We start from the raw sequence: 26,300 nt of genomic DNA, 5'->3' as shown, positions 1-26,300 counted from the left end.
CTGCCGCGTATCAACGGGCAGGCGATTCAAGTGGAGGGTAGCTGGTGGCGGCGCGTGGGGTGTCGTCGTTCGTCACAGGCTTTGCGGCTTCGGCAGCAGCATCGGCTGCAGCGGCCTTGGCGTAAGGCTTCAGACTGTCTTCGCTGGCTTGCAATTCAGGCACCTTGCCCATCTTGCGGCCTTGGCCAAGCAAACCGACAAACTCGGATTCGCTAGGCATTGGGTCGCCTTCGATACGCTCCAGGCGATCGTTTGCGAAGTACACCGTCAATTGGCGTGCTTGCGGTTCAATGCCTTGGCGCTTCAAGGTGAACACGTAGTCCCAGCGGTCGGTGTGGAACACGCTCTGCAGCAAAGGCGTACCCAGGATGTCACGCACTTGCTGCTTGACCATGCCGAGCTTGAGCGCCTCAACCTGCTCTTTGGAGACGAAATTGCCCTGCACAATTTCAACCTTGTAGGGCGCGATGGAACTGGCAAAGCGCCGCGTCGAATCGGTCATGCCCGAACAGGCGGCAAGAACGGAGCAGGCCGCAAGAATCAGGGCAACTTTTGAGCCGCGTGGCATTGGAGCAAACATGGGCATGACGGGTAGCGATATGATCGACCATTGTAGCGGCACGACCCTTGGCACACCCTTGTGCCCCGCTCTGTGTCTTAGACACCATTGCGAACGAAAGAACCGGCATGGCCAACATCGACGAACTCAAAAGCACCGGCCTCAAGGCCACCCTTCCACGTCTGAAGATCCTGGAAGTTTTTCAAAAAGGCGAACTGCGCCACATGACGGCAGAAGACGTTTTTCGCGTCTTGCTGGTCGAGCGCTCGGACATTGGCTTGGCCACCGTTTACCGTGTGTTAACCCAATTTGAGCAAGCCGGCATCTTGTCGCGCAGCCATTTTGAGTCTGGCAAGGCGGTTTATGAGCTCAACGAAGGTCACCACCACGACCACTTCGTTTGCACCTCGTGCGGCGCGGTGGAAGAGTTTTTCGACCCCGAAATCGAGAAGCGCCAGCAAATCGTGGCCAAAGACAAGGGCTGGATCGTGCACGACCACGCCATGTCGCTGTATGGCTTGTGCGCCAAGTGCGCCAAGAAAGCTGCCTGACCGCAGCCTCTGCTAACTGAAACACAAAAGGCCCTTACTTAAGGTAAGGGCCTTTTTGTTTTTAAGAGCGTTCGAGGCGCTCTACTCAAACTTTACTCGCCCATCGCCTTGCGATGGCGCTCGACAAACTCTTGGTAGGTGTCGATCCCGCGCAGCTGGAGAATGGTATTGCGTACCGCCGCTTCTACCAGCACGGCGATGTTGCGGCCGGCCACCACCTGGATGATGACTTTACGCACGGGAACACCAAGCACGTCTTGCGTTAACGGCTCATACGGCAAACGCTCGTACTCGCGCTCCATGGTTTCCTTGCGCACCAGGTGCACGATGAGCTTCAGGCGCATCTTGCGACGCACCGCCGTTTCACCAAAGATGCCGCGAATATCCAGCAGACCAATACCGCGCACTTCCAACAGGTTTTGCAGCAGCTCGGGGCAGCGCCCTTCCACCGTGGTTTGGTTGATGCGGAACAGGTCAACTGCATCATCGGCCACCAAGCCGTTGCCGCGCGAAATCAACTCCAGGCCCAGCTCGCTTTTGCCCAAACCAGACTCGCCGGTGATCATCACCCCCAGGCCCAGAATGTCCATGAACACGCCGTGCATGGAAGTGCGGTCGGCAAAGTGTTTGGCCAGATAGGCGCGCAACACGTCGATCACAAACGCCGCCGACTCTTCCGTGGCAAACATCGGGATCTGCGCACGCTCGCACATCGAGAGCAAGGCATCTGGCGCGGTTTGGCCGTCCGCCAAAATCAGCACCGGCGGCTCGAGCGTGACGATACGGGAAATGCGCCGTGCACAATCTTCAGGCGTGGCATTGCTGAGGTATGCAACCTCGCGCGTGCCCATGATTTGCACGCGATAGGGGTGGATGTAATTCAGGTAGCCCACCAAGTCGGCGCCGGAAGTGGCTGCCTTGATGGCGACTTCGTCGAAACGGCGCTCGGAAGCGCCAAGACCGGCAACCCATTCCCAGTTCAACAGGCCCCGAAAGCCCTCAAACAGGACGTCTGCACTGACAACGGTAGGTTTCACTAAATCTGCCGCACCCGCTCTAAATGGTTAGGCTGTCATTAAGCCGGTTGGGCCGACTGCCAAGTGGAAATCAGCGTGTGCAAGGCTTCGGCATCGGTGGCGGTCTTGATTTTTTCGCGCAACGGCGCATCGCTGAGCAGCTCGGCGATTTCAGACAAGATTTCCAGATGCTTTTGCGTGGCCGCCTCGGGCACCAGCAGAAAAATCAGCAGGCTCACCGGCTGTTCGTCTGGGGCATCAAAACCGATGGGTTGGGCCAGTTGCACCACGGCCGCCATCGGCGCCTTGAGCCCCTTGATACGACCGTGCGGAATCGCCACACCATGACCCAAACCGGTGGAGCCCAGGCGCTCGCGCGCAAACAGGCTGTCGGTGATGAGGGCACGGCTGAGGCCGTGGATGTTCTCAAACAGCAGGCCCGCTTCTTCAAAAGCACGCTTTTTGCTGGTGGCATCAACGCTCACGAGAACTTGAGCGGAAGGCAGGATGGACGCGAGGCGATTCATAGTCAGGGGGGCGATTATGCACCTCCCACGCCGTTAGCACAAAAAAGCCGCCAGGGTAACTGGCGGCTTTGACAGGAAAACGACGCACAACGTGCAGTCAAAGGTCTACATCAAACGTTTTGGCGCTTCATGATGGTGATTCTGCACCTTACTCTTGTGGCGCACAACTTGGCGATCCAACTTATCGACTAATTCGTCTACAGCGGCATAAAGATCAGCGTGAGCACTTTCGGCAAACATGTCGTTGCCCTTCACGTGAATATTGCATTCGGCGCGTTGCCGACCTTGCTTCTCCTTCTGTCTTTCAATACAGAGCAGCACTTTGACATCTACAACTTGGTCGAAATGCCGCGTGATCCGATCGAGCTTGGTCGTCACATAACTGCGTAAAGCAGGGGTCACTTCCAAATGATGGCCGCTGATCGTCAAGTTCATGAAACACCTCCTAAATTCCATGTTTGGGCAATTCACTATGCGCGTCGAAGTTACGGAAATCAAGCCTGTTTTACTTACCGGTTGCAACAAGCTGCAACCCGTCCGATGGCCGGTGCGCGAGCCAAATGCTTGAACGGTCAATTCATTTCACCAAGTGAATCTGTGCGCCGTTTGGTAGCACAAGAGTTCTACAAGACCGGTGCGATAATTCGCAAATTAATCGCATTTCATTGAGCAAAACCGTGGAAATTACCCCTAGTCGGTAGCTTTCATTCCCCTGCGTTGTTTCGGGGATTGAAAGCCAAACCAATCCCCCTCTCGCCATAAAAAACCAGGGAATGAGCCATGCTCAATATCTTTTCGCTCGCCAATGGACGCCTCTTTCAAGAAGAGATCGAGTCCCTGGAAGAGCTGACCAAATTCCAGCCGATCTGGGTTGACCTGGAGTCACCCTCGCCTGAAGAAAAACGCTGGATCAAGCAGCACTATGGCCTGTCCATTCCCGAAGACGCGATGGACGAAGACATTGAAGAGTCCGCCCGCTTCTACGAAGAAGACAACGGCGACCTGCACATCCGCAGCGACTTTTTGGTGGCCGATGAAATGGCGCCCCACACGGTGCGCGTGGCCTTCATCTTGAACCAGCACAACGCCTCGATGAAAAGCCGTGGCGTGCTGTTCTCCATTCACGACGAAGACGTGCCGGTGCTTCGCCTGATCCGCATGCGCGCGCGCCGCGCACCGGGGCTGATTGAAGACGCCAAGGACGTGTTGCTCAAGCTGCTGGACGCCGACGCCGAGTACTCGGCCGACACGCTCGAAGACATCTACGTCGACCTGGAAAAAGTCAGCGGCCGCGTGCTCGCCGGCAACGTGACTGATGAGTTGGCCAGCGAAGTGCTGAGCTCGATTGCGCGCCACGAAGATTTGAACGGCCGCATCCGCCGCAACATGATGGACACGCGCCGCGCCTTGAGCTTCATGATGCGCAGCAAGATGCTCAACGCCGAGCAGTTTGAAGAAGCGCGGCAGATTCTGCGTGACATCGATTCGCTCGATTCGCACACCGCCTTCTTGTTCGACAAGATCAACTTCTTGATGGACGCCACCGTCGGTTTCATCAACATCAACCAGAACAAGATCATCAAGATCTTCTCGGTGGCCAGCGTCGCCTTGCTGCCACCCACGCTGATCGCCAGCATCTACGGCATGAACTTCAAGTACATGCCCGAACTGGACTGGACGCTGGGCTACCCCTACGTGCTGGTGTTGATGATCGCCAGCGCGGTGGTGCCCATGTTGTACTTCCGCAAGCGTGGCTGGCTGAAGTAACCGCTTAGTCCTTCTCGGCCAGTGACACCAGACGCTGGTACCAAGGATGCGCCGGGTCGCGCAGCATGGTGTGGGTTTGAAAGTGGTCCAGCCCCTGCTCCATATGGAATGAAATCAGACGCCCCTGCGCTTGCAGCAATGCAGCCAGGCGCTTGTTCGATGACTGCACGCGCGCGCTGTCGTGCTCACCGTAGGTCAATACAAACGGCACGGTGTTACCCGCCGTCCAACTCATGGGGCTGAACAGGGCGTCGTGCGCCGCGTCGGCCAGCAGCATGGTGTAGACGCGCTCTTCCAAGCTGCCAACCGCAGGGGCCGGGTGGTGAATGTCCATGATGCCGCTGATGGGCAACGCACCGCGCACACGCCCCACACCGTCCAAACGGTCTTGGCTGCGCAACGCCGTCAACGTCGACAAGTGCCCACCCGCAGAGTGGCCCGACACATACAAACGCCGCGCGTCGCCGCCCCACTGGCCCACATGTTCAGCCACGTGTCGCAGCATGGTCAGACTGTCTTCCAGCCCATCGGCGATGAGACTGGGCGCCAACCGGTACGAAGGCGCGACCAACACAAAGCCCAGCGCCGTGACGTGGCGCGCCATGAAGTTGGCGTATTCGCGGTAGCCATTGGTCCAGCCACCGCCGTGCCAGAACACCAGCACCGGCGCGTTCTTCGCATGCTTGGGGGCAAACACGTTGAAGCGCTGCAGGCGATGTTCGCCATAGGGTTGGTCTACCGCCACCAGGTCGGTCTGTGTGATCGGGTCTTGTGCCCAGTGCATCACCGTTTGGGCGTAATGCAAGGCGGCCGGAAACGGCATGGGCATTTGGTGGTCGGGGTCGAACACGTCGCGCGCGATGTCCATCTGCGCCGAGGGATTGAGATTGGATAAGGTCATGTCAGATGCCCAAGCCTCCGAGTGATTTGCCACCATCGACAAACAAGGTTTGCCCGGTGATGAAGCTGGTGGACGGTGCGGCCAAAAACGCGATAGCGTTGGCGATTTCATCGGGGCTGGCGGCTTTGCCAGAAGGCTCGATTTTTTCCCAGGCGCTGAACATTTCCGCCGGGGCCGAGCGTGTCATCGGGGTGTCGGTAAAACCGGGCGCCACCGAGTTGACGGCGATTTGCGCATCACGCAATTCCATCGCCATGGCACGCGTCAAACCGATCACCGCTGCCTTCGACGCCACGTAGTGCGCGAAGCGTGTGCCGCCCAGCGCGCCACGCGACGAGATCGTGACGATGCGCCCCCCAGCCTTCATGCGGCGCGCCGCTTCTTGCGCCGGAATGAAGGTGCCGATGACGTTGACTTCCAGCATTTGGCGAAACGCGTCTTCGGTCAGTTCCAGCAGCTTGGCGTCGTTGTAAATGCCAGCGGCGCACACCATCGCATCGACACGCGGCGCGGCATCCAACACGGCCGCCACGGCTTCGCGGTTGCAGATGTCGGCCACTGCGGCGCTCACGTCCAGGCCCTGCTCTACAAGCTTGGCAACAGCCGATTGCAGTTGCGCGGCCGAACGGTCCATGGCCACCACGCTGAAGCCATCACGCGCCAAACGTGCGGCCGTGGCCAGGCCAATGCCTTGGGCGGCGCCGGTGACAAAAGCGACCGGTCGGGTCGAAGAAGTTGAAGCAAGGGTCATATCAAAATTTCAAACAAATATTCAAACGTTCGCAGGAACGCAAAACGGCGTGAAGTGCGCCACCGACTGCGCCAGCGTGTAGTGCGGCTGCCAAGCCAGCTCGCGGGCAGCAGCACTGATGTCTGATGCGGCAGTGCGCACGTGCGGAAAGCCGGCAAAACCGCCAGTGGGCGGCGTGCGCACTTCCACCTGCAACGCAGGGTAGAGCTGGCGCACGGCGTCGACAAAATCGTCAAAGCTGCACAGTTGGCCCAGGCCAATGGTGTAGACACCTTGGGCTGGATCGGGTGCCAACAGTGCCGCCACATTGGCCCGCGCACAGTCACGGGCGTCAATGAATTCCTCGCCGCCGCGCCACACCACATACGGGTCGTCGATCACCGAAACTTGGCCGCGTGCCGCAGGCGAAGCAAGTGACGACAACACCCGACCAGGCACCGAGGTGCCAGGGCCAGGCCAAGCACTGATGACCGCAGCGTAGCGCAGCGACACCGTGCTCACGCCGTACAAATCGCGGTACAGCAGCCCCAGATGCTCGCCCATCACCTTGGTGGCCGCGTAGATGGAGCCAGGCCGGTGGCTGATGGACTGAAGGGTGAAGTCTTCAGGAAACGCATCGCCTTCAAAGGCACCAAATGTGGGGTAAGCCACGGTGGTGGAACTGGCCATCACCACGCGGTGTAGGCTGTGCTTGCGCGCCAGCTCCAACACGTTGGCGGCGCCCATCACGTTGACCTTGATGCCCTTCAACGGGTTCTCGCGGATGGCCGTCGACAGCAGTGCCGCCGTGTGCACAATGCGCCGCACACCGCACTGCGTGATCAGGCGCTCCAGTGCCATCACGTCGGCCACATCGCCCTCCACCACACGCACGCGTGGGTGAGACACGATGCTGGCAATGGCCTCGCGCGCGGGGCGTAAGTCCATCAGAAAAACATCATCGCCACGCTCGGCGAGCAGTTGCGCAGTGTGGCAGCCGATGACGCCGGCGCCGGTGATCAGGATGGGCACGCGAGGCACTCCTTTGGGAAGGTGCGGACTTTCAAGAACCCGCGCCAAGTCACCCCATCAGTCGGCTTGAATGCCGAACTCTTTGATCACCTTGCCGTAACGCACATGGTCATCAGCCACCAGCTTGGCCAGCTTGCCGGGCTCGCCGCCCACGGGCACCACAGCCAGATTGACCAGGCGGGCTTGCACGTCAGGCATCTTCAAGATTTCGTTGGCATGCATGTTGAGCAGCTTCACCAGTTCTGGCGGCATGCCCTTGGGGCCCATCAGCGCTTGCCAGGCGCCGACGTCGGCATCTTTAAAACCTTGCTCGGTGAGCGTGGGCACGTTGGGCTGGAAAGGCGAACGCTGTGGATCGGCCACACCCAGCACCACCAATTTGCCGGAGGTAATGTGTTGCGCCACGGGGCCCAGCGTGGTGTACATCATGGGCACGTGGCCGCCCACCATGTCGGCCACAGCGGGCACGCTGCCACGGTACGGCACTTGGGTGATCTTCACACCGGCCGACTTGCCAAACATTTCGCCCAGGATGTGCATGGGCGAGCCGTTGCCGGGGCTGGCGTAGGTCTGGATCTTCCCGGCCTTGACGCTACCCACCAGGTCTTTCACGTTCGAAACACCCGAGGCCGTGGTGGCCACTACAAACAGCGACTGCGTGCCGAGTTCAATGATGGGCGTGAGGTCGTTCACCGGGTCGTACATGGCGCCGGCGCCGGGCTTCAACACCAGCGTGGCGATGGACACCGTGTTGGGCGCCAGCAGCAGCGTGTAGCCGTCAGGCGCGGCCTTGGCGACATACGAAGTGCCGATGGTGCCGGCGGCGCCGGTGCGGTTTTCCACGATCACGGGTTGACCCAGGCGGGCCTGGAGCTTCTCGGCCATGATGCGGCCGAGCACATCGGTGTCGCCGCCCGCGGGGTAGGCCACCACGATGGTGATCGGCTTGTTCGGGTAAGGCGCTTGGGCGCTGGCTGGCCCGGCTGACAGGGCCAGTGCGGCGGATGCGGCTGCGGCCAGCGCGAGGCGACGCGTGAATTTCATGGTCAATCCTTCGAGAGAGTGGAGCGTGGGGAACGCGTGAAACAAGGAAACGAAACGGTAAAAAGGAATCAGGGGAAAACGCAAATCAAGGGAAATCAAAGACTGGCGCCCCACCGAGTCGAAGTGCCGCGAATCATGCGCAAAACCTCGTTTGGGGAGTGGCTCCATAGCGCCCCACACTGCTGCGGCACACGCTACGATGACAATCTTATGAATATAAAAAATCATCGTCAATATAAATTTTAAAGAAATCTATAGAATCCAACCAGTGAAACAAACCAGGGTTGGACGGCTGCTTTAGCAGCCTTTGCAGGCTACGCAACAACAATGCCGGGCTTTGATCCCGGCCAAGCCGAGCCCACCCAAATACGGAGACAATTTGCTGATGGCACTTCCATCCACCGACAGCATCGGCGCCGACAAAACCCTGGCCGACCGCGCCCTGCGCCTGCTGCGCGATGACATCCTGGCCGTGCGCCTGGCGCCCGACACACGGCTGCGCATTGCCGAGCTGCAGACCCGCTACGACTTGGGCATCAGCCCCTTGCGCGAGGCTTTGCTGCGGCTGATCAGCGAAGGCTTGGTCGTGGCCGAAGGGCAGCGCGGTTTTGCCGTGGCGTCCATCTCGCTGGCCGAGCTGGAAGATTTGACCCGCGCACGTGTGCGGCTAGAGTCAGCCATCCTGGCTGAAGCCATTGAAAAAGGCGACGCCGAATGGGAGGCCGGCATGATGGCCGCTTTCCACCGTTTGTCGCGCACACCCATTCCCACCGATGTGCACGACTCTGCCGCCACGGTGGAATGGGAAGAACGCCACCGCGCGTTTCACCAGTCATTGGTGGCGGGCTGCGGCTCGGCCTGGCTGCTGCGCATGCAAGCGCAACTGGCCGAACATTCACAGCGCTACCTGCGCGTACGCTTGTTCCATTCGGTGCCGCTGGCGCAAATGGTGCGCAATGTCGACAACGAGCACCGCGACCTGATGCAGGCCCTGCTCGACCGCGACGCACCACGCGCCGCCAAGCTGATGCAAGAGCACCTGGAAACCACGGCGAGTGCGGTGGCCAGTTTGTGGAAGACCGAGCTGGCAGCACCAGCAGAACCGCTGCGCGCGACCGCTCGTTCGGCGCGTTAGTTCACGCGGTAGCGTTGTAGCGCAAGGCCTCCACCACCAGCGCCAAAGCTGGCGACGCACGCCGGGTGGCGTAATACAGGTGGTAGCCCGGAAGCGTCACCGCCCAGTCATCCAGCACCGTGACCAGGCGGCCAGCAGCAACGTGTTCGCGCACCAGGTCGCCGGGCAGCCATGCCAGCCCGTGCCCGGCCAAGGCCGCCGACAAAATAAGTTCGCCGTTGTTGAAAGCCAGGCGCCCGGTGACGCCCATGTTGACGGCTTTGCCGCGCTTCTTGAACTCCCAATTCATCAACCCGCTGTGCGTGGGTAGGCGTCTGCCAATGCAATCGTGGTCGGCCAGGTCTTGTGGCTTGCGCGGCGGCGCATGGCGCGCCACGTAGGCGGGCGCGCCCACCACCGCGAAGTGCATATCGGGTGCGATGCGCACGGCAATCATGTCCTTGGCCACATCGCCACCTAACCGCACGCCCAGGTCAAAACGCTCGGCCACGATGTCGGTGAAACGGTTGTCGGCGCTGATCTCCAGCTTAATGTCCGGGTACTGCAGCAACCACGGCTCCAGCTTGGGCCAGAGGATGGACTTCACCGCGTGCTCGCTCGCGGTGATGCGCACGGTGCCAGCCGGCTTGCCGCGCATTTCGTTCAGCACGTTGAGCTCGGCTTCAATGTCGGCAAAGCGTGGGCCCACGGTTTGGTAGAGCCGCTCGCCCGCTTCGGTCGGCGACACGCTGCGCGTGGTGCGGTTCAGCAGCTTCAAGTCAAGCCGCTGCTCCAGCGCGCGCACGGTTTGGCTTAACGCCGACTGCGAAACACCCAACTGCGCCGCAGCCCGCGTGAAGCTGCCAACCCGCACCACGGCGGCAAACGCTGCCAGGTCGTCAAAACGCGTCATTGATTAGCCTGCCTTCTAAGCCTATGTTGATTTTGCAGTCTATTCATTCAATTCAGCGCTGTCTAGACTCGTTGCCATGTCTGCAAAACCCCTCCTCTGCCGCGTTGCCGTCTGTGCGCTCACCTTCTGCGCCATGTCACTCGAAAGCGGGCAAGTCAGCGCTGAGGCCAACCGCGTCACCTTCCCCAAGGCACTCGACAGCCTGGTGCACTACACCACGGTGAAGCGTGGCGACGTGACCGAACACATGCTCACCACGCAAGAAGCGCTGGACGCCGTGAAGTTGGGCCAGGCCATCCCCAACGGCACACACGTGGTGCTGGTGGACTACCGCGACAACAAAGTCTTTCGCTACTTTGTGATGGAAAAGGGCGACGGCTGGGGCACCGACTTTGCCGCGTCACGGCGCACCGGCGACTGGCAGTTCCAAGCCTTCAAACCAGACAAAACGCTTAACTTGAGCGAAAACTCCGCACGCTGCCAATCGTGCCACCAAGGGCGCGCAGACAGCCAGTTTCTCTACACGTTCAACGACCTCAAGCGCTCGCCTTAAAGGCCGGATTCAAAAAACACCGGCATGGTCAACCACACGCTCCTATGGCGGCTGCTTTTGGCCTTGTGCGCGGGTGCCTTGTATCTGCTGGCGCTGGCCTACTACTGGCTGGAAAACACTGCGCACGAATGGAGTGGCACCGGCCTCTTTGGCTTGCTGATCGCGCACAACCTGCTGCACAGCCGCTGGTGGGGCAACGTCGCCCAACCACGTCGCGCGCCGGGTTCTCGGCTCGACCGGGTGCTGACCTTGTCGCTGCTCGCCACCATGTTGGCGTTGCTGGTCAGCAGCTTGGCGATTTCTCAAACCGTCTTTGGTTTTCTACGGTTGGACGGTGGTTTCACCGCGCGCCAAATCCACATCTTCGCCGCGTACTGGGGTGTGGTGTTGGTGTCGGTGCACCTTGGCTTTCGCTGGCAACGTGTCATGCACGCGGTGCGCCACGCACTGCAATTTCAGGCTGACAGCAAAGCCCGCACGTGGAGCCTTCGTGTGGCTGCCGCAAGCATTGCGGCTGTCGGGTTGCAGAGTTCTTTTGTGATGGAAGTGGGAACGAAACTCACGCTGCAAATGAGTTTGGAGTGGTGGGACTTTGCGCAATCGACGCTTGGTTTCTTTTTGCGCTGGCTGTCGATCGTGGGGCTCTACACCGCCGCCACGCACTATTTTTTGCGCTGGAAACGGGCACGTTATTAATTAGCAATGCTTCTAACCACATCCCGATTAAGCAGTCTAGTCATTCAATGCTTGCATCCCTAGACTTCCTGCCATGGACTCTAGACAACCCAATACCCACCCCACCCCCAACCTCAGCGCCGTGCTCGCGATCATCATCACCAGCTACCTCATGCTGGTGGTCGACATCTCCATCGTGCTCACCGGTCTTCCCAAAATCCAGGCTGAGTTGCAGTTTTCTTCGGCCAGCCTGTCGTGGGTGCAAAACGCCTACACGCTGGCTTTTGGTGGCCTGTTGCTGCTGGGGGCGCGGGCCGGCGACATCCTGGGGCGGCGGCGTATGTTTGTGACGGGCCTGATGCTGTTCACCGCCGCATCCTTTGCCATCGGCGTGGCGCAGTCGCCCGCCTGGCTGCTGGGTGCGCGGGCCGTGCAAGGTGTGGGCGCGGCCATCTTGGCGCCTTCTACCTTGGCCTTGCTCTCCACCCACTTTGCCGAGGGGCCTGCCCGTACCCGTGCCCTGGCCTACTACTCTGCGGCGGCGGGTGTGGGCGCCAGCTTGGGCTTGGTGATGGGCGGCCTGGTGGCCGACCTGGTCTCTTGGCGCGTAGGCTTTTTCATCAACCTGCCCATAGGGTTGGCGTGGGTGTGGGGCGCGCAGCGCTACCTGGCGGAAACGCCGCGCCGTGCGGGCCAGTTGGATGTGGTGGGCGCCATCACCTCTACCGTGGGTATGACCGCACTGGTTTACGGCATCGTGCGCTCTGCGGAAATGGGCTGGGGCGATGGACTGACTGAGTTGTCGTTCATCGTGGGCGTGCTGCTCATCGCGTTCTTCATGTTCCATGAAGCGCGCACTGCGCAACCCATTCTGCCGCTGCGCCTGTTCGCCAACCGCGAACGCAATGGCGCCTACGCGGCACGCATGCTGTTTCTGGGTGGCATGGTGGGTTTCTAGTTCTTCACCACGCAGTACCTGCAAGCGGTGTTGGGCTTTCGGCCATTGCAAGCGGGCGTGGCATTTCTGCCCACCACCATTCCCAACTTTGTGGTGGCCATGATGGTGCCCGTGCTCACCCGCAAGTGGGGCAACACACGCTTGCTGGCCATCGGCTTGGGCACCGCCGCCGTGGGCATGGCCTGGCTGGCGCAAGTCACCGCGCATTCGGCGTACCTCACCAGCGTGGCATTGCCGATGGTGTTGATTGGCGTGGGCCAAGGCGCAGTGCTCGGCCCACTCACGGTGGCTGCGGTGGCCGGGGTTCAAAAGGAAGACACCGGCGCGGCGTCTGGGCTGGTGAACGTGGCCCATCAGTTGGGAGGCTCGTTGGGTTTAAGCGTGCTGGTGGTGGTGGCCGCGTTTACGACATCGCAAACCTCAGACGCCACAGAGCACTTGGCGCACCGCATCGCCAACACCTTCAACGCCAGCACGTTGATGTTGTTGCTGTCACTCGCGCTGGTGCTGCTGTTCATTGCGCGCCCCGGCCGCAAGCCATCCCCCGTCACGCAAGCGTGAGCCCCCCCCTTAACACCTCTACAGAGTGACCGTCATGAAGAAATTCCTCGCCCCCCAAGTGGCCCACTGGCTCATGGCCCTTAGCCTGCCGCTGGGCGCCATGGCTGCGCCTTTGGTGGTGCAAGAACAAGGCAGCTTCGCCGTGGGCGGCACGGTGGTCACGGCACCGGGCAACTACAACCCAGCCAAGCCCGGCGCTGAAGGCGAAACGCTGCACGGCGACCACGCCTATGTGTTCTATCAAGTGCCTGAGAAGCCACGCAAGCTGCCGCTGGTGATGTGGCACGGCGCGGGCCAATCGGCTAAGACCTGGGAGAGCACGCCTGACGGCCGTGAGGGTTACCAAAACATCTTTCTGCGGCGTGACTTTTCGGTCTACCTCATCGACCAACCACGTCGCGGCAAAGCAGGCCGCAGCACCGTTCCCTTGACGATCTCGGCCGCCCCGGACGAGCAGCAATGGTTCAACCAGTTTCGTATCGGCGTGTGGCCCGAGTTCTTTGCCGGGGTGCAGTTCCCACGTGCGCCGGAGGCCATGGAGCAGTACTTCCGCCAGATGACGCCGAACACCGGCGCCTTCGATGTGGAGGTCACGTCCAACGCCACCGCCGCACTGTTCACGAAGATCGGCCCCGGCATTTTGGTCACGCACTCGCAAGCCGGCGGCCCGGGTTGGGTCACGGCCATGAAGTCGCCCAACGTGCGCGCGGTGGTGGCCTACGAGCCCGGCAGCGGCTTTGTGTTTCCGCAAGAAGAACTGCCCGCCACCTTGACCAGTTCCGGTGGTTCGCTTGAACCGGTGGGCGTGCCGCTGGCCGACTTCATGAAGCTCACCAAGATCCCGATCGTCATCTACTACGGCGACAACATTCCCGACCAGCCCACGGACAGCCCGAACCGTGACTCGTGGCGCATTCGGCTGGAAATGGCCAAACTGTGGCGTGACGCGGTGAACCGCCGGGGTGGCGATGTGACGCTGGTGCACTTGCCCTCCATCGGTATCAAAGGCAACACTCACTTCCCGTTTTCGGATTTGAACAATGTGCAGATTGCCGACCTGATGTCGGGCTATCTCCACACCAAAAATCTGGACGCACGTTGAACTGAACAAGGACAAAGAAATGCAAACACGCAAACTCGGCAACAGCCAACTTGAAGTCTCGGCCATCGGCCTGGGCTGCATGGGCATGAGCACCGCTTACGGCCCACCGGGCGACATTCAAGAGATGACGTCTTTGATCCACGCGGCAGTGGATCGCGGCGTCACCTTCTTTGACACCGCCGAAGCGTATGGCCCTTTCACCAACGAAACCCTGGTGGGCGCTGCGCTCGCGCCCTTCAAGGGGCGCATCGTCATCGCCACAAAATTCGGCTTCGACATAGACCCCGCCACAGGGCAACGCGGCGCTGGTTTGAATAGCCGCCCGGAGCACATCCGCACCGCCACCGAGGCCTCGCTCAAGCGTTTGAAGGTCGAGGCCATCGACCTGCTTTACCAACACCGCGTAGACCCCGCCGTGCCGATTGAAGACGTGGCCGGTGCGGTGAAGGACTTGATCGCGCAGGGCAAGGTGAAGCACTTCGGTTTGTCCGAGCCGAGTGCGGCCACCGTGCGCCGCGCGCATGCGGTGCAGCCCGTGGTGGCGGTGCAAAGCGAATACTCGTTGTTCTACCGTGGGCCGGAAGTCGACATGCTGCCCACACTCGAAGAACTCGGCATTGGCTTCGTTCCGTTCAGCCCGCTGGGTGCGGGGTTCCTCACCGGCAAGATGGACGAACACACACGCTTTGACAGCACGGATTTCCGTTCGCTCGTACCGCGTCTTGCCCCGGAGGCGTTAAAGGCCAACGTCGCGCTGGTCGATCTTCTGCGCAAGGTGGCAGAGCGCAAGGGCGCCACGCCCGCGCAGATCGCGCTGGCCTGGCTGCTGGCGCAAAAGCCGTGGATCGTGCCCATTCCCGGCACCACCAAACTGCACCGGCTGGAAGAGAACCTGGGCGCGGCAACGGTGGAACTCACGGCAGATGATCTGCGTGAGATTGACGTTGCGTCTGCACAGCTCAAGCTGCAAGGCGCGCGTTTGCCTGAAGCCGTTTTGAAAATGACAGGGGGCTGAAGCAGCCCTCAAGCCAAATCGGCCTCTAGCGCTTATGGCGTTTGCGGAAGGCGCTGCAAAAAATGCAGCAACAAGGCTTGCGCGTAAGGCCCGGCGACGGTGCGCACAAACTGCATGAAGTCGACATGCGCCTCGTCGTCCGCGCGGTCGGAGATGGTGCGTACCGCCGCAAACGGCACGCCGTAGTCGTGGCACACCTGGGCCACGGCCGCGCCTTCCATTTCTACCGCCAGCGCCTCGGGCAGCAGCCCGCGCAGCGTGGCCACCTCCGCAGCAGAAGACACGAATCGGTCGCCACTGGCCACCAAGCCCACATGCACTTGCGCCTTGCCCGCTTGGCTCATGGCTTCTGCGGCCACGAGCAAGTGCTCACGCAAGACAGCGTCGGTTGGAAAAAGCGATTGCCCATACAGCGGCACCTCAAAACGCGGGAACAGCGGCGAGGCATCCATGTCGTGCTGCACAAAGCTGGATGCCACCACCAGGTCGCCCACAGCCAAGCCCTGCGCCAAGCCACCGGCGACGCCGGTGAACACCACGGCGCGCACACCAAAGCGCTCGATCAGTGCCGTGGCTGTGGTGGCCGCCGCCACCTTGCCGATGCGCGACAACGCCAGCACCACAGGGTGGCCGTGCAGCGTGCCGGTTTGAAAATCACGCCCGGCGTGGCGTACCACTTGGGGCGAGGTCAACAGTTCGGCCAGGCCCGCTTGCTCGTCGGCCAGCGCGCTCAGGATGGCAATCGGCTTCATGGAACTTAATGCGGCGAGATCAGGCCTTGATTAGGCTTTGTCGCGCAGCATGCGGCGCAAGATTTTGCCCACGGGCGTCTTGGGCAACTCGGTGCGGAACTCGATGATCTTCGGCTGCTTGTAGCCCGTGAGGTTGGCCTTGCAGAAGGCCTTCACCTGTTCTTCGGTCAGCGCGGGGTTCTTCTTCACGATGACCAGCTTCACCACCTCGCCGGATTTTTCATCGTTGACGCCAATACAAGCGCACTCCAGCACGCCTTCGCATTGCGACACCACGTCTTCGATTTCGTTCGGGTAGACGTTGAAGCCGCTGACCAGAATCATGTCCTTCTTGCGGTCGACAATCTTGTAGAAACCGCGCGCGTCCACGGTGCCAATGTCGCCGGTTTTGAAGTAGCCGTCGGGCGTCATCACCTTGGCGGTCTCATCCGGGCGTTGCCAGTAGCCGGCCATCACCTGCGGGCCTTTGATGGCGATTTCGCCAGCGGCACCGGGGGCGACGTCATGGCCGTCGTCGTCCAGCAAGCGGAAGAAGGTGTTCGGCAACGGCAGGCCAATGGTGCCGGTGTATTCGGTGCTGTTGGTTGGGTTGCAACTGGCCGATGGCGAGGTTTCGCTCAGGCCGTAACCTTCGCAAATCGGGCAACCGGTTTTCTCCAGCCAGAGCTTGGCCACGGCCGACTGCACGGCCATGCCGCCGCCCACCGACACCTTCAAGTGGCTCCAATCCACGGTGTTGAAGTCGGGGTGGTTGGCCATGCCGTTGAACAGCGTGTTCACGGCCGGCAGGCTGTGGATCTTGTGCTTGGACAACTCTTTGAGCATGCCCGCAATGTCGCGCGGATTCGGAATCAAGATCAGCTTGCCGCCGATGCGCAGCGTCAGCATCATGCCCACGGTGAAGGCGAAGATGTGGTACAGCGGCAAGGCGCACACGGCCGTGGGTTGCACGCCTTCTGGCACCTTGTCCATCACCGGCTGGTTCCACGCCTGCGACTGCAGCGCATTGGCCACCACGTTGCGATGCAACAGAATGGCACCCTTGGAAACACCCGTGGTGCCGCCGGTGTACTGCAGCACCGCAATGTCTTCAGACCCCACCTGCACCGGTTTGAAAGTGGCTTTGGCGCCCTTGGCCACAGCGTCATTGAAACGCACGGCTTGCGGCAGGTGGTACGCGGGCACCATCTTCTTCACGTTGCGCACCACGTAGTTGACGATGGCGCCCTTCAAGAAGCCGAGCTGGTCGCCCATGGCGCACATCACCACGTGTTTGACCGGGGTGGACTGCAGGCAGTGTTCCAGCGTGGCCGCAAAGTTCTCTACGATGATGATGGCCTTGGCGCCGCTGTCCACCAACTGGTGCTCCAGCTCGCGCGGCGTGTACAGCGGGTTCACGTTCACCACCACCAAACCCGCACGCAAGATGGCCGCCACCGCCACCGGGTACTGCGGCACGTTCGGCATCATGATGGCCACGCGGTCGCCCTTGACCAAACCCAGGCTCTGAAAATACGCGGCTAACTGGCGGCTCAGCACATCGGTCTGCGCGTAGGTCACGTCCGTGCCCATGAAGCTATAGGCCGTGGCGTCGGCAAACTTCTTGAATGACACTTCCATCAGCTCGACCAGCGAGCTGTAGATGTTGACGTCAATTTGCGCAGGCACGCTGGCTGGGTAGCTCTTGAGCCAGATCGGGTCGGTCATGAAACGGTCTCCAAACGTAAAATTTTGTGCGGCGATTGTCGCGCACGCCTAAACGTCAAATGACGCTTAGGCGACATATGAGCGCCGCAGAAGCCAGAGCCTACTCGATGGCTTTGCCCATATCCTCCACGACCTTCTTAGCGTCCCCAAAGACCATCATGGTTTTGTCCATATAGAACAGCTCGTTGTCCAGCCCCGCATAGCCCGCCGCCATGCTGCGCTTGTTGACGATCACGGTCTTGGCACGGTAGGCCTCGAGGATGGGCATGCCGTAGATCGCACTGCCCTTGGTGTGCGCCGCCGGGTTGACCACGTCGTTGGCCCCCAGGATGATGGCCACATCGGCCTGGCCAAACTCGCCGTTGATGTCCTCCATCTCGAACACCTGGTCGTAGGGCACCTCGGCCTCGGCCAGCAGCACGTTCATGTGGCCCGGCATGCGCCCGGCCACCGGGTGGATGGCGTATTTGACGGTGATGCCGCGCTCGGTCAGCTTGGCCGCCAGTTCCTTCACCGCATGCTGCGCGCGCGCCACCGCCAGGCCGTAGCCAGGCACGATGACCACGGTCTCGGCGTTCGCCAGCACAAAGGCGGCGTCGTCGGCACTGCCGCTTTTCACCGGGCGTTGCACGGCGGCCGCGCCGGATGCGGCCGTCGCATCGCCCCCAAACCCACCCCCAATCACGTTGAAGAACGAGCGGTTCATGGCCTTGCACATGATGTAGCTGAGGATGGCGCCAGAGCTGCCCACCAGGCTGCCGGCAATGATCAGCATGCTGTTGTTCAGGCTGAAGCCGATGCCGGCCGCCGCCCAACCCGAGTAGCTGTTGAGCATGGACACCACCACGGGCATGTCGGCGCCACCGATGGGGATGATGAGCAAGACACCCAGCGCAAAACCCAGGGCGATGACCAGGCAGACGTCCATCCAGCTTTGGCTGTGCCAGAAACCGAAGATGAAGAAAGCCGCCGCCAGGCCGAGCACGAGATTCAGTTTGTGCTGGCCGGGGAAGCTGACCGGTGTGCCCTGGAACAGGCGGAACTTGTATTTGCCGCTGAGCTTGCCGAAGGCGATGACCGAGCCGCTGAAGGTCACGGCACCGATGAAGGCCCCCAAGGCGAGTTCGATGCGGTTGCCGCCGGGGATGGCTTCACCCTTGGCGGCAATCGCAAACGCCCAGGGTTCGGCCACGGCGGCCACGGCGATGAACACCGCCGCCAGGCCGATCATGCTGTGCATGAAGGCGACGAGTTCAGGCATCTTGGTCATCTCGACCCGTTTGGCCATGAGGGCGCCGGCCGTGCCACCGACCAGCAGGGCCACGACCACGTAGACCAGGCCTTCCACCGGGTTGCGCTGCAAGGCGGTGGCATGGGTGTAAATCAGGCCGACCGTGGTCAGCGTGGCGATCGCCATGCCGCTCATGCCGAAGAGGTTGCCACGGATGGAGGTCGTGGGGTGGCTCAAGCCTTTCAAGGCTTGGATGAAACACACGCTGGCGATCAAGTACAGCAAAGTCACCAAGTTCATGGACATTATTGGTTCTCCCCCAGGCTTGCCACTGCGTGTGCTTCACGCACCCCCAACAGGGGGCCCGCGCCTTCGGACGGCCGTGCGGCGCTCATGGCTTGGCTCCTTGTTCTGCGGCAGGTGCTTTTTTCTCTTTCTTCTTGAACATCTCCAGCATGCGGCGCGTCACCAGAAAGCCGCCAAAGACGTTGACCGCCGCCAGCGCCACGGCCAGCACACCCATGGTCTTGCCAAGCGTGGTTTCCGTGAGCGCAGCGGCCAGCATGGCGCCGACGATGACGATGGCCGAGATGGCGTTGGTCACGGCCATCAGCGGGGTGTGCAGCGCGGGGGTCACCGTCCAGACCACGTGGTAGCCCACGTAGATGGCGAGCACAAAGATGATCAGGTTGATCAGGGTGGGGGAAACAGCGTCCATGGTTTTTTATCCTTTTATTTGCGCTTGACTTCGCCGCCGTGCGTCATCAGGCAGGCGGCGACGATGTCGTCGTTCAAGTCCTGGTGCAGCGTGCCTTCCTTGGTGACGATGAGCTTGAGGAAGTCGAGGACGTTGCGTGCGTACAGGGCCGAGGCGTCGGCGGCGACCAGGGCCGGCAGGTTGGTGTCGCCAATCAGGGTGACGCCGTGCACGACGACCGTTTGGTCGGCCACGGTGAGCGGGCAGTTGCCGCCGGTTCCGTTCGCCCCCTTGCCAGCGGCCAGGTCAACAAGAACGGAACCGGGTTTCATCGCCTTGACCATGTCTTCGCTCACCAGCTCCGGGGCCGCTCTTCCGGGGATGAGTGCGGTGGTGATCACCACGTCGGCTTGCGCCACGCGTTTGGCCACTTCGATCTTTTGCCGCGCCAGCCAGCTCGGCGGCATGGGTTTGGCGTAACCGCCCACACCTTCGGCGGCTTCTTTCTCTTCCGGCGTTTCGTAGGGCACGTCGATGAACTTGGCGCCCAAGGATTCCACCTGCTCCTTGACGCTGGGGCGCACGTCGCTGGCTTCGATCACCGCGCCCAGGCGTTTGGCGGTGGCAATCGCCTGCAAACCCGCCACACCGACGCCGAGGATGACGACGCGGGCGGCCTTGACCGTGCCAGCCGCCGTCATCAGCATGGGGAAAAAGCGTTGGTAGGCGTTGGCCGCCAGCACCACGGCTTTGTAGCCGGCGATGTTGGCCTGGCTGGAGAGCACGTCCATGCTTTGCGCGCGCGTGGTGCGCGGGGCGGCTTCCAGGGCGTAGCCGGTGACGCCGGCAGCGGCGAGGCGTTGCAGGCCCTCGGCATCGAAGGGGTTGAGCATGCCGACGATGGTGGTGCCAGGTTTGAGGAGCGGGAGTTCAGCAGCCGTGGGGGCGCGAACCTTGAGCACCAGGTCGCAGCCAAAGGCGCCTGCGGCATCGGTGATCTCCACGCCCACCGCCTGGTACACGTCGTCCGGCGCACTCGCGGCCACGCCAGCCCCGCTTTGCAGCCGCAGGGTATGGCCCTGGGCTTTGAGTTTCTTCGCCGTCTCGGGCGTCAGCGCCACCCGCGTCTCCCCCGCCACCGTCTCCACTGGCACGCCTATCAGCATGGTGTCTCCTTGGAAGTTTCAGCAATCAAACCAATGTGGCTTTGTTTTCGCAACGTCAAGGAAAACAACCACTTATGCAGACAAGCTTACCTGAGTTGTCGCTAATTTCATGCATGTTCTAACAGGGGAATGCCCTAGACCCATTCCCCCACAATCGGTTGCACAGCCAATAATAGGCACATGAAAAATCGATGGAAACCCAGCGTCACGGTGGCGGCCGTGATCGAAAAAAACGGCCAGTTTCTGCTGGTGGAAGAGCACACCCCCGAGGGCTTGCGCCTGAACAACCCCGCAGGTCACTTGGAGTCCGGCGAATCCTTGGTTGAGGCTTGCGTGCGCGAGGTGCTGGAAGAAACCACCTACAGCTTCACCCCCACCGCGCTGGTGGGCGTCTACATGTCGCGCATCCAGCGCGCGGGGCAAAACGGCGCCGACGACCGCGACATCACCTACCTGCGTTTTGCTTTCTGCGGCAAAGTCGGCGCGCCCGACACCACGCGCCGCCTGGACCACGGCATCGTGCGCACCCACTGGATGACGGCCGCGCAAATCCAGCAGCACACACCGCGCCACCGCACGCCGCTACTGCAACGCGGGGTGCACGATTATTTGGCGGGCAAACGCTTCCCGCTGGATTTTGTGAACACTGACGCCTCGGTTTACCAAACGCTTTGAAGGTCGATTCGCTATCAAACCGGTAGCTGTTCACGTAATTCAGTAGTGCTGCAACGGCCTATTTAGCTTTGAAACGCTGCCCAGCGCCAAAGGCAGCCCATCGATAACGCCCCGTTATCACGATTCACTTCGCGGCATCTTCCGTGAGGCACCGAGCGTTTCTAGACTGGCGCTCTGCCCGCTCGCTCTGGCCGCTATGACGTTAGGGGCGCGCCCTTTTTTCCACCCCACGTACGTTCATCCCATGCCCCAGATCACCGGCTCCACACGTGTCTTCTATATTTTGGGCGACCCGGTCGCACAAGTGCGCGCGCCCGAGGTTTACAACCATCTGTTCCAGCAACATGGCGTTGATGCCGTACTGGTGCCTCTGAAGCTGCCCGCCGCCGCGCTCACCGGCTTTTTGGAACATGGCTTGAAGGCCGAAAACGTGGGTGGCTTTTGGGCCACCATTCCGCACAAGTCGGCCCTGGCCACTGCGTTGAAACCTTCTGACCCCGTGGCCAACATTGCGGGTGCGGTCAACGCCGTGAAGCGCCATGCCGATGGCCGGCTGGAGGCCGCGTTGTTCGACGGCATTGGCTTCGTCAAAGGGCTGGACCACTTTGGCATGGCCATCACCGGCCAACGCGTACTGGTGGTGGGCGCGGGCGGCGGCGGCCACGCTGTGGCGGCCGCGCTGGCCCAACGCAACCCGGCACACCTGGCAGTGTTCAACCGCACACGCGGCCGCGCCGCCGCCTTGGTGGCACGCCTGCAGCCCCTGATTGGCGACGCTGCCGTGGTGGCCGACAGCGCCGACCCAGCGGGCTTCGACCTCATCGTCAACTGCACCTCGCAAGGCCTGAAGGCCGAAGACCCCATGCCGTTTAACCCGGCACGTGTGGACGCTGGCGCCGCCGTGGTCGACATCATCATGAGCCGCGAACCCACCTCGCTGCTGCGCGCCTGCCGTGCACGGGGCATCCGTGCCGAAGCGGGTTTCGAAATGCTGGTGCAGCAAATTCCCGAGTACCTGCGCTTCTTCGGCTTCAACGACATTGCGCAAACCGTGCAGGCTGACTTGAGCGCCGTGCGTGCCTTGCTCTACCCAAAGTAAGCCCCCTCAAAAGCGACGACAAGAGCGCTTCTTTCTAAAAACCAAATGGAGACAACCATGCAATTCACCCTCCGAGTTCTTTTCGCCGCAGCAGCGTTGGCCTGCACCCTGAGCACCACAACCATCGTGGTCGCACAAACCGCGCCCATCAAGATCGCCACCACCGTCGAGCTGTCAGGCGCGGGCGCCACGTCGGGCACCAACTTCAAGAACGGCGTGGAGCTGGCGGCCAAAGAAATCAACGCGGCGGGCGGCATCTTGGGGCACCAGTTGGACGTGAGTTATGCCGACACGCAAAGCAACCCCGGCATCGCCAAAGGCCTGGCGACCAAGGCGATCGACGACGGTGTGTTCGCCGTATTTGGCCCGGTGTTCTCGGGCTCGATCTTGGTGAGCATGGCCGAGACGCGCCGCGCCGAAGTGCCCAACTTCACGGGTGGTGAAGCCGCAAGCATCACCAAACAAGGCAACCCCTACGTCTTTCGCACCAGCTTCACGCAAGACACGGCCATGCCCAAAGTGGCACGCTACATCGCTAACAATTTGAAGGCCAAAACCGTGGCCTTGATCTACGTGAACAACGACTTCGGCAAGGGTGGCCGCGAGTCGCTGATGAAGGCGCTGGAAGGTGTGGGCGTGAAGATCACCGCCGACATTTCCACCGACCAAGGCCAGGTCGACATGTCGGCCGCCGTGCTGAAAGCCAAGCAAAGCAACGCCGACGTGGTGTTTGCCTACAGCAACGAAGAAGAGTCGGCGCGCATCTTGCGCGAGCTGCGCAAACAAGGCGTGACCAAACCCATCGTCGGCGAAACCGTGCTCACCAGCCAGAAGGTGATCGAGCTGGCGGGCGATGCCGCCAATGGCGCCGTGGCCCACGTGGGCCTGACGGTGGACGCCCCGATTCCTGCGGTGCGCGCCTTCCGTGCACGCTTCGAGAAAGAGTTCAAGTACACGCCCGACCACAACGGCATCAAAGGCTACACCGGCATCTTCATGCTGAAAGCGGCGATTGAAAAAGCCGGCAAGCTCGACCGCAAACTGGTCGCGCAAACCTTGCACGGCATGAAGATCTCGGCCGCGCAAAACCCCGGTGTGTTGATGGACGTGAGCATCGACGCCAACGGCGACCTCGATCGCGAAAGCTTCCTGGCCGAAGCGCGCAACGGCAAGCAAGAGATCAAAGAACTGCTGCCGGCACTGGGCGCGAAATGACGCCCATCTGAGCTGCCCTGAGCCGCCCTGTTTCCCGAACGACTTGCACATGAGCATTTTTGACGAAGCCAAGATTGACTGCCACTGCCATGTGCTCGATCCATCCCGCTTTGCCTACGCCGACGACGTCGCCTACCGCCCCAGCGGGCAAGAGATGGGCACGCTTGCCCAGTACCAAGAGGTGATGGACGCCTACGGCATTCGCCACGCGCTGCTGGTGGGCCCCAACTCGGGCTACAACCTAGACAACCGCTGCCTGCTCAACGCCATCGCACAGGGCCAGGGCCGCTTCAAAGGCATTGCGGTGGTGCCGAACGACATCGCCCGCAGGGCCCTGCTGCAATTGCGCGACGCGGGCGTCATCGGCATCGCCTGGAACGCCGCCCTGCTGGGCACCGCACACTACGCCGACGCCGAGCCACTGCTACGCCGCCTGGCCGACCTCGACATGCTGCTGAGCCTGCAGGTAGAACACGACCAACTGCTGGCGCTGAAGCCCATGCTGCTGCGCAGCGGTGTGCGAGTGTTGATCGACCACTGCGGCCGACCCACCGCGGGAGCGGGGCTAGAACAACCCGGTTTTCAAGCGCTGCTGGGTTTGGCCCGCTCCGGACGCGGACGCGTGGCCGTCAAGTTGTCGGGCTTTCAAAAGTTTTCGACGGCCGCACCGCCGTTTGACGACGCCCTGCCCTACGTGCGCGCCCTGCTCGACCACTTCACACTCGATGCGTGTTTGTGGGCCTCCGACTGGCCGTTTTTGAAGGCGCCTTTTCGCCAAGACATGGGCCCGCTGCTGCGCACGGTTGAACGCCTGCTGCCGCACACCCGAGATCGCCACCGCCTGCTGTGGGAGACCCCGTGCCGGTGGCTCGGCTTTGAAGATGCATCCCTGCACTTGCGGCAGTTGTGGGTGAAGTTTCAAGCCGACAAGGTGCACACCCAAGCACTCACAAAAATGTAGCTGCTTGCGCATCTGCAGAGCGCGGCGGAGGCCTGTTTCACTAAAATCTGCGGTCAACATCACCGCAGAACGCCAGGCCTCAACATGTCCATTGAACTCAGCAAAGAAGACCGGGCCCAAGCCATCAGCTCCATCGAGCGCTACTTTGCGTCCAACATGGACGAACGCATTGGCAACGTCGCCGCCGGCGCATTGCTGAACTACTTCATCGAAGAGATCGGCCCCGTTCTCTACAACCGTGGCGTGGCCGACGCCCAAGAGCGCCTGCAAATGCGCGTGGCAGAACTCGACTTTGAAGTGCACGCCGAAGAGTTCGCTTACTGGAGCAAGGCTGACCGGCAGAAGAAGGGGCGCTGATTCAAACCCTTGGCGGCGGCGCTGCCGGCACCAAGCCGTAGCGCGTCATCACCGCCATCATGGCGGCCTTGTCGGGCGGGCCACCACCGGCGCTTGCCGCGTTCACCACGGCGCCCACATCCCGAAAATATTGCGCGCCTATGTCTGGCGACTGCACGATCAGCGCGCGTGCAGTCGTGGCAAATGGGTTGGAGAACTGGTGCACACTGCCGCGCGGGCTGAGCATGGTGTCGCCCACCGCCAGGTCGCGTGTCTCGGCGCCCACGGCGTAGCGCAGCGAGCCCTCCAGCACGTAAACACATTCGTCGTTCTTGGTGTGGCTGTGCGGCGGCGGCACGTTGGAGCCGGGCGGCACCGTCAACTCAAACATGCCCACGCTTTCGGTCTGCGAGCCGTCCACGAGATAGCGAATGGACAATTGACCTACGGCGATGGCAGTTGGGTCGGACATTTTGAGATCCTATGCGGAGCCAAGAGATGGCCCGCATCATGCCGGATTTAGTGACCGATGGGAATGACTCCGCTGAGCAGGCAGGCGCCTGCCGCAGCCCAGGGCAAGCCGCGCCGGCTTTAGCTGTACCTGAAGGTCAGGTACGCGAAGAGTGAAAACAGGCCAACCCAGAAAACCGTATCCAGGGCCATGGCCAAACGCCAGGCTTTTTGCGGTGCCGTGCCGGCGAACGTACGCAAACGCGCAACCTGTGGATGGCCATGCGGCAACATCGCGGCCACCACAAGCGAACCCGCAATGAGCACAGCGCCAATGCCTGCGGCGACAGCGACGACGGCGACAAAGCTCAACAGAATGAAAAGTGGCGTACTCATGCCGGGCATGATAGGCCGGGTGGCTTTCTCGGTGCAAGAACTGGCGCCTGTTTATCTCCGCCGCTTCTTCGGCAGCTTGACCACGCGCTCACCCATGCCCAACGCGGCGCGCGCCAGGGCATCAGCTTTGGCATTGCGATGCTGAGGGATCCACACCAACTGAGCCTCTTCAAAAGACTGGAACAAGGCACGCGCTTCGTCAAACAAGGCCGCGAGCCGGGCGATGGGTTTAGCGCCGTCGCCGCCCACCTGCGCCACCACTACGCTGTTGTCGCTGTGCACGACGATGGCAGTGGCCCCCACGCGTTTCAGCTCCGTCAACACCGCCATCAAGGCGCGTAGTTCGGCCTCGTTGTTGCAGCCGACGGTATGAGTGGCTTGCGACAGTGTGTGGCGCGCGCCGTCGGGCGCCGTCCACACGGCGCCCAGGCCCATGCGGCCGGGGTTGGGCGTGGCGCTGCCGTCCACGTAGGCCACCCACGGGCCCATGTTTTGATCGTCGTTCATCATCCTCGCTCAACACCACATCTGTAGGGCCATTGTGGTCTGCACAGCCCCACGCCAGCACGGCATTGGCCGGTTTTTTACAATCCAGGG

Annotated in this window: 29 protein-coding genes and 1 pseudogene; 13 read left to right on the top strand and 17 right to left on the bottom strand. The window is 61.5% G+C overall.

What is annotated here, in order from left to right; translation table 11 throughout:
- Nucleotides 1-10: 10 nt before the first annotated feature.
- Entirely contained in the window at nucleotides 11-502 is a 492-nt protein-coding gene (locus tag ACPWMG_RS02085) for an outer membrane protein assembly factor BamE (RefSeq protein WP_483303011.1), read from the bottom strand.
- A gap of 185 nt (nucleotides 503-687) precedes the next feature.
- Here ACPWMG_RS02085 and fur point away from each other — a divergent pair, with 185 nt between their 5' ends.
- Nucleotides 688-1,110 carry a ferric iron uptake transcriptional regulator gene (gene fur / locus ACPWMG_RS02080; protein ID WP_483303010.1) on the top strand — a complete coding sequence of 141 codons (423 nt, stop codon included), beginning with the start codon at nucleotides 688-690 and terminating at the stop codon, nucleotides 1,108-1,110.
- Between the two features lie 92 nt (nucleotides 1,111-1,202).
- On the opposite strand, the gene hprK is transcribed toward fur, so the two are convergent.
- From hprK to hpf, 3 genes are all read right to left on the bottom strand, one after another.
- The gene (hprK, locus tag ACPWMG_RS02075) at nucleotides 1,203-2,147 is read right to left on the bottom strand and encodes an HPr(Ser) kinase/phosphatase (RefSeq protein WP_422833301.1); all 945 of its coding nucleotides are present in this window, start codon (nucleotides 2,145-2,147) and stop codon (nucleotides 1,203-1,205) included.
- 38 nt (nucleotides 2,148-2,185) lie between these two features.
- On the bottom strand, nucleotides 2,186-2,653 hold the full coding sequence (locus ACPWMG_RS02070) for a PTS sugar transporter subunit IIA (protein ID WP_483303009.1): 468 nt from the start codon (nucleotides 2,651-2,653) through the stop codon (nucleotides 2,186-2,188).
- 105 nt (nucleotides 2,654-2,758) lie between these two features.
- Nucleotides 2,759-3,088: a ribosome hibernation-promoting factor, HPF/YfiA family gene (gene hpf, locus ACPWMG_RS02065; RefSeq protein WP_483303008.1), complete on the bottom strand. Its 330-nt coding sequence runs from the start codon at nucleotides 3,086-3,088 to the stop codon at nucleotides 2,759-2,761.
- Nucleotides 3,089-3,433: 345 nt separating this feature from the next.
- On the opposite strand from hpf, the gene corA reads away from it, so the two are divergent.
- On the top strand, nucleotides 3,434-4,420 hold the full coding sequence (gene corA / locus ACPWMG_RS02060) for a magnesium/cobalt transporter CorA (RefSeq protein WP_483303007.1): 987 nt from the start codon (nucleotides 3,434-3,436) through the stop codon (nucleotides 4,418-4,420).
- A 4-nt stretch (nucleotides 4,421-4,424) separates the two neighbouring features.
- On the opposite strand, the gene ACPWMG_RS02055 is transcribed toward corA, so the two are convergent.
- From ACPWMG_RS02055 to ACPWMG_RS02040, 4 genes are read right to left on the bottom strand one after another with little or no spacing between them, the layout of a single operon-like run.
- Entirely contained in the window at nucleotides 4,425-5,321 is an 897-nt protein-coding gene (locus ACPWMG_RS02055; RefSeq protein WP_483303006.1) for an alpha/beta hydrolase, read from the bottom strand.
- A gap of 1 nt (nucleotide 5,322) precedes the next feature.
- Complete coding sequence (locus tag ACPWMG_RS02050) at nucleotides 5,323-6,072, bottom strand: SDR family NAD(P)-dependent oxidoreductase (protein ID WP_483303005.1); 750 nt, start codon at nucleotides 6,070-6,072, stop codon at nucleotides 5,323-5,325.
- Between the two features lie 21 nt (nucleotides 6,073-6,093).
- Complete coding sequence (locus ACPWMG_RS02045; protein ID WP_483303004.1) at nucleotides 6,094-7,083, bottom strand: NAD-dependent epimerase/dehydratase family protein; 990 nt, start codon at nucleotides 7,081-7,083, stop codon at nucleotides 6,094-6,096.
- A 57-nt stretch (nucleotides 7,084-7,140) separates the two neighbouring features.
- On the bottom strand, nucleotides 7,141-8,127 hold the full coding sequence (locus ACPWMG_RS02040) for a Bug family tripartite tricarboxylate transporter substrate binding protein (protein WP_483303003.1): 987 nt from the start codon (nucleotides 8,125-8,127) through the stop codon (nucleotides 7,141-7,143).
- A gap of 385 nt (nucleotides 8,128-8,512) precedes the next feature.
- Here ACPWMG_RS02040 and ACPWMG_RS02035 point away from each other — a divergent pair, with 385 nt between their 5' ends.
- Nucleotides 8,513-9,262 carry an FCD domain-containing protein gene (locus ACPWMG_RS02035; RefSeq protein WP_483303002.1) on the top strand — a complete coding sequence of 250 codons (750 nt, stop codon included), beginning with the start codon at nucleotides 8,513-8,515 and terminating at the stop codon, nucleotides 9,260-9,262.
- A gap of 1 nt (nucleotide 9,263) precedes the next feature.
- Here ACPWMG_RS02035 and ACPWMG_RS02030 read toward each other — a convergent pair whose 3' ends face one another.
- Nucleotides 9,264-10,154, bottom strand: coding sequence for a LysR family transcriptional regulator (locus ACPWMG_RS02030; protein WP_483303001.1), 891 nt, complete (start codon nucleotides 10,152-10,154; stop codon nucleotides 9,264-9,266).
- A gap of 76 nt (nucleotides 10,155-10,230) precedes the next feature.
- On the opposite strand from ACPWMG_RS02030, the gene ACPWMG_RS02025 reads away from it, so the two are divergent.
- The 5 genes and pseudogenes from ACPWMG_RS02025 to ACPWMG_RS02005 all read left to right on the top strand — a co-directional run bounded on the left by ACPWMG_RS02025 (nucleotide 10,231) and on the right by ACPWMG_RS02005 (nucleotide 15,018).
- Nucleotides 10,231-10,707, top strand: a complete 477-nt coding sequence (locus ACPWMG_RS02025) for a cytochrome P460 family protein (RefSeq protein WP_483303000.1) — start codon at nucleotides 10,231-10,233, stop codon at nucleotides 10,705-10,707.
- 24 nt (nucleotides 10,708-10,731) lie between these two features.
- On the top strand, nucleotides 10,732-11,403 hold the full coding sequence (locus ACPWMG_RS02020) for a DUF4405 domain-containing protein (RefSeq protein ID WP_483302999.1): 672 nt from the start codon (nucleotides 10,732-10,734) through the stop codon (nucleotides 11,401-11,403).
- 73 nt (nucleotides 11,404-11,476) lie between these two features.
- A pseudogene (locus ACPWMG_RS02015) lies at nucleotides 11,477-12,901 on the top strand (MFS transporter).
- A gap of 34 nt (nucleotides 12,902-12,935) precedes the next feature.
- Complete coding sequence (locus ACPWMG_RS02010; RefSeq protein ID WP_483302998.1) at nucleotides 12,936-14,003, top strand: alpha/beta hydrolase; 1,068 nt, start codon at nucleotides 12,936-12,938, stop codon at nucleotides 14,001-14,003.
- Between the two features lie 19 nt (nucleotides 14,004-14,022).
- On the top strand, nucleotides 14,023-15,018 hold the full coding sequence (locus ACPWMG_RS02005; RefSeq protein ID WP_483302997.1) for an aldo/keto reductase: 996 nt from the start codon (nucleotides 14,023-14,025) through the stop codon (nucleotides 15,016-15,018).
- 32 nt (nucleotides 15,019-15,050) lie between these two features.
- Here ACPWMG_RS02005 and ACPWMG_RS02000 read toward each other — a convergent pair whose 3' ends face one another.
- From ACPWMG_RS02000 to ACPWMG_RS01980, 5 genes are all read right to left on the bottom strand, one after another.
- Nucleotides 15,051-15,770 carry a 5'-methylthioadenosine/adenosylhomocysteine nucleosidase gene (locus ACPWMG_RS02000; RefSeq protein ID WP_483302996.1) on the bottom strand — a complete coding sequence of 240 codons (720 nt, stop codon included), beginning with the start codon at nucleotides 15,768-15,770 and terminating at the stop codon, nucleotides 15,051-15,053.
- 30 nt (nucleotides 15,771-15,800) lie between these two features.
- Nucleotides 15,801-17,477 carry a long-chain-fatty-acid--CoA ligase gene (locus ACPWMG_RS01995; protein WP_483302995.1) on the bottom strand — a complete coding sequence of 559 codons (1,677 nt, stop codon included), beginning with the start codon at nucleotides 17,475-17,477 and terminating at the stop codon, nucleotides 15,801-15,803.
- 100 nt (nucleotides 17,478-17,577) lie between these two features.
- Nucleotides 17,578-19,014: an NAD(P)(+) transhydrogenase (Re/Si-specific) subunit beta gene (locus ACPWMG_RS01990; protein ID WP_483302994.1), complete on the bottom strand. Its 1,437-nt coding sequence runs from the start codon at nucleotides 19,012-19,014 to the stop codon at nucleotides 17,578-17,580.
- 85 nt (nucleotides 19,015-19,099) lie between these two features.
- Nucleotides 19,100-19,426 (bottom strand): NAD(P) transhydrogenase subunit alpha part 2, encoded by a 327-nt coding sequence (locus tag ACPWMG_RS01985; protein WP_422830335.1) that lies wholly within the window; start codon nucleotides 19,424-19,426, stop codon nucleotides 19,100-19,102.
- Between the two features lie 14 nt (nucleotides 19,427-19,440).
- Nucleotides 19,441-20,571 carry a Re/Si-specific NAD(P)(+) transhydrogenase subunit alpha gene (locus ACPWMG_RS01980; RefSeq protein ID WP_483301423.1) on the bottom strand — a complete coding sequence of 377 codons (1,131 nt, stop codon included), beginning with the start codon at nucleotides 20,569-20,571 and terminating at the stop codon, nucleotides 19,441-19,443.
- 180 nt (nucleotides 20,572-20,751) lie between these two features.
- Here ACPWMG_RS01980 and ACPWMG_RS01975 point away from each other — a divergent pair, with 180 nt between their 5' ends.
- The 5 genes from ACPWMG_RS01975 (at nucleotide 20,752) to ACPWMG_RS01955 (ending at nucleotide 24,878) form a co-directional block, all read left to right on the top strand.
- A complete protein-coding gene (locus tag ACPWMG_RS01975; RefSeq protein WP_483302993.1) occupies nucleotides 20,752-21,246 on the top strand; it encodes an NUDIX hydrolase in 495 nt (164 codons plus the stop codon).
- Between the two features lie 244 nt (nucleotides 21,247-21,490).
- On the top strand, nucleotides 21,491-22,345 hold the full coding sequence (locus ACPWMG_RS01970; protein ID WP_483302992.1) for a shikimate dehydrogenase family protein: 855 nt from the start codon (nucleotides 21,491-21,493) through the stop codon (nucleotides 22,343-22,345).
- Nucleotides 22,346-22,402: 57 nt separating this feature from the next.
- Nucleotides 22,403-23,560, top strand: coding sequence for an ABC transporter substrate-binding protein (locus ACPWMG_RS01965; protein ID WP_483302991.1), 1,158 nt, complete (start codon nucleotides 22,403-22,405; stop codon nucleotides 23,558-23,560).
- Nucleotides 23,561-23,609: 49 nt separating this feature from the next.
- On the top strand, nucleotides 23,610-24,521 hold the full coding sequence (locus ACPWMG_RS01960; RefSeq protein WP_483302990.1) for an amidohydrolase family protein: 912 nt from the start codon (nucleotides 23,610-23,612) through the stop codon (nucleotides 24,519-24,521).
- A gap of 84 nt (nucleotides 24,522-24,605) precedes the next feature.
- Nucleotides 24,606-24,878 (top strand): DUF2164 domain-containing protein, encoded by a 273-nt coding sequence (locus ACPWMG_RS01955; RefSeq protein WP_483302989.1) that lies wholly within the window; start codon nucleotides 24,606-24,608, stop codon nucleotides 24,876-24,878.
- A gap of 1 nt (nucleotide 24,879) precedes the next feature.
- Here the strand turns inward: ACPWMG_RS01955 and ACPWMG_RS01950 are convergent, their stop codons facing one another.
- The 3 genes from ACPWMG_RS01950 to ACPWMG_RS01940 all read right to left on the bottom strand — a co-directional run bounded on the left by ACPWMG_RS01950 (nucleotide 24,880) and on the right by ACPWMG_RS01940 (nucleotide 26,210).
- Nucleotides 24,880-25,329 (bottom strand): cupin domain-containing protein, encoded by a 450-nt coding sequence (locus ACPWMG_RS01950; protein WP_483302988.1) that lies wholly within the window; start codon nucleotides 25,327-25,329, stop codon nucleotides 24,880-24,882.
- 119 nt (nucleotides 25,330-25,448) lie between these two features.
- Nucleotides 25,449-25,703, bottom strand: a complete 255-nt coding sequence (locus tag ACPWMG_RS01945) for a hypothetical protein (protein ID WP_483302987.1) — start codon at nucleotides 25,701-25,703, stop codon at nucleotides 25,449-25,451.
- A 51-nt stretch (nucleotides 25,704-25,754) separates the two neighbouring features.
- The gene (locus ACPWMG_RS01940; protein WP_483302986.1) at nucleotides 25,755-26,210 is read right to left on the bottom strand and encodes a ribonuclease HI family protein; all 456 of its coding nucleotides are present in this window, start codon (nucleotides 26,208-26,210) and stop codon (nucleotides 25,755-25,757) included.
- Nucleotides 26,211-26,300 lie beyond the last annotated feature (90 nt).

Origin of the sequence: Hydrophilobacter chitinilyticus (genome assembly GCF_049860745.1) — a bacterium.
GTDB lineage: Bacteria > Pseudomonadota > Gammaproteobacteria > Burkholderiales > Burkholderiaceae_C > Rhodoferax_B.
This window is presented reverse-complemented; position numbering and strand designations above follow the sequence as displayed.

Bases quoted from the DNA above. Each gene is read 5' to 3' on its own strand.
- ACPWMG_RS02085 (WP_483303011.1), bottom strand. From the start codon at position 502: ATGACCGATTCGACGCGGCGCTTTGCCAGTTCCATCGCGCCCTACAAG.
- fur (WP_483303010.1), top strand. From the start codon at position 688: ATGGCCAACATCGACGAACTCAAAAGCACCGGCCTCAAGGCCACCCTT.
- ACPWMG_RS02070 (WP_483303009.1), bottom strand. From the start codon at position 2,653: ATGAATCGCCTCGCGTCCATCCTGCCTTCCGCTCAAGTTCTCGTGAGC.
- hpf (WP_483303008.1), bottom strand. From the start codon at position 3,088: ATGAACTTGACGATCAGCGGCCATCATTTGGAAGTGACCCCTGCTTTA.
- corA (WP_483303007.1), top strand. From the start codon at position 3,434: ATGCTCAATATCTTTTCGCTCGCCAATGGACGCCTCTTTCAAGAAGAG.
- ACPWMG_RS02055 (WP_483303006.1), bottom strand. From the start codon at position 5,321: ATGACCTTATCCAATCTCAATCCCTCGGCGCAGATGGACATCGCGCGC.
- ACPWMG_RS02050 (WP_483303005.1), bottom strand. From the start codon at position 6,072: ATGACCCTTGCTTCAACTTCTTCGACCCGACCGGTCGCTTTTGTCACC.
- ACPWMG_RS02040 (WP_483303003.1), bottom strand. From the start codon at position 8,127: ATGAAATTCACGCGTCGCCTCGCGCTGGCCGCAGCCGCATCCGCCGCA.
- ACPWMG_RS02035 (WP_483303002.1), top strand. From the start codon at position 8,513: ATGGCACTTCCATCCACCGACAGCATCGGCGCCGACAAAACCCTGGCC.
- ACPWMG_RS02030 (WP_483303001.1), bottom strand. From the start codon at position 10,154: ATGACGCGTTTTGACGACCTGGCAGCGTTTGCCGCCGTGGTGCGGGTT.
- ACPWMG_RS02025 (WP_483303000.1), top strand. From the start codon at position 10,231: ATGTCTGCAAAACCCCTCCTCTGCCGCGTTGCCGTCTGTGCGCTCACC.
- ACPWMG_RS02020 (WP_483302999.1), top strand. From the start codon at position 10,732: ATGGTCAACCACACGCTCCTATGGCGGCTGCTTTTGGCCTTGTGCGCG.
- ACPWMG_RS02010 (WP_483302998.1), top strand. From the start codon at position 12,936: ATGAAGAAATTCCTCGCCCCCCAAGTGGCCCACTGGCTCATGGCCCTT.
- ACPWMG_RS02005 (WP_483302997.1), top strand. From the start codon at position 14,023: ATGCAAACACGCAAACTCGGCAACAGCCAACTTGAAGTCTCGGCCATC.
- ACPWMG_RS02000 (WP_483302996.1), bottom strand. From the start codon at position 15,770: ATGAAGCCGATTGCCATCCTGAGCGCGCTGGCCGACGAGCAAGCGGGC.
- ACPWMG_RS01995 (WP_483302995.1), bottom strand. From the start codon at position 17,477: ATGACCGACCCGATCTGGCTCAAGAGCTACCCAGCCAGCGTGCCTGCG.
- ACPWMG_RS01990 (WP_483302994.1), bottom strand. From the start codon at position 19,014: ATGTCCATGAACTTGGTGACTTTGCTGTACTTGATCGCCAGCGTGTGT.
- ACPWMG_RS01985 (WP_422830335.1), bottom strand. From the start codon at position 19,426: ATGGACGCTGTTTCCCCCACCCTGATCAACCTGATCATCTTTGTGCTC.
- ACPWMG_RS01980 (WP_483301423.1), bottom strand. From the start codon at position 20,571: ATGCTGATAGGCGTGCCAGTGGAGACGGTGGCGGGGGAGACGCGGGTG.
- ACPWMG_RS01975 (WP_483302993.1), top strand. From the start codon at position 20,752: ATGAAAAATCGATGGAAACCCAGCGTCACGGTGGCGGCCGTGATCGAA.
- ACPWMG_RS01970 (WP_483302992.1), top strand. From the start codon at position 21,491: ATGCCCCAGATCACCGGCTCCACACGTGTCTTCTATATTTTGGGCGAC.
- ACPWMG_RS01965 (WP_483302991.1), top strand. From the start codon at position 22,403: ATGCAATTCACCCTCCGAGTTCTTTTCGCCGCAGCAGCGTTGGCCTGC.
- ACPWMG_RS01960 (WP_483302990.1), top strand. From the start codon at position 23,610: ATGAGCATTTTTGACGAAGCCAAGATTGACTGCCACTGCCATGTGCTC.
- ACPWMG_RS01955 (WP_483302989.1), top strand. From the start codon at position 24,606: ATGTCCATTGAACTCAGCAAAGAAGACCGGGCCCAAGCCATCAGCTCC.
- ACPWMG_RS01950 (WP_483302988.1), bottom strand. From the start codon at position 25,329: ATGTCCGACCCAACTGCCATCGCCGTAGGTCAATTGTCCATTCGCTAT.
- ACPWMG_RS01945 (WP_483302987.1), bottom strand. From the start codon at position 25,703: ATGAGTACGCCACTTTTCATTCTGTTGAGCTTTGTCGCCGTCGTCGCT.
- ACPWMG_RS01940 (WP_483302986.1), bottom strand. From the start codon at position 26,210: ATGAACGACGATCAAAACATGGGCCCGTGGGTGGCCTACGTGGACGGC.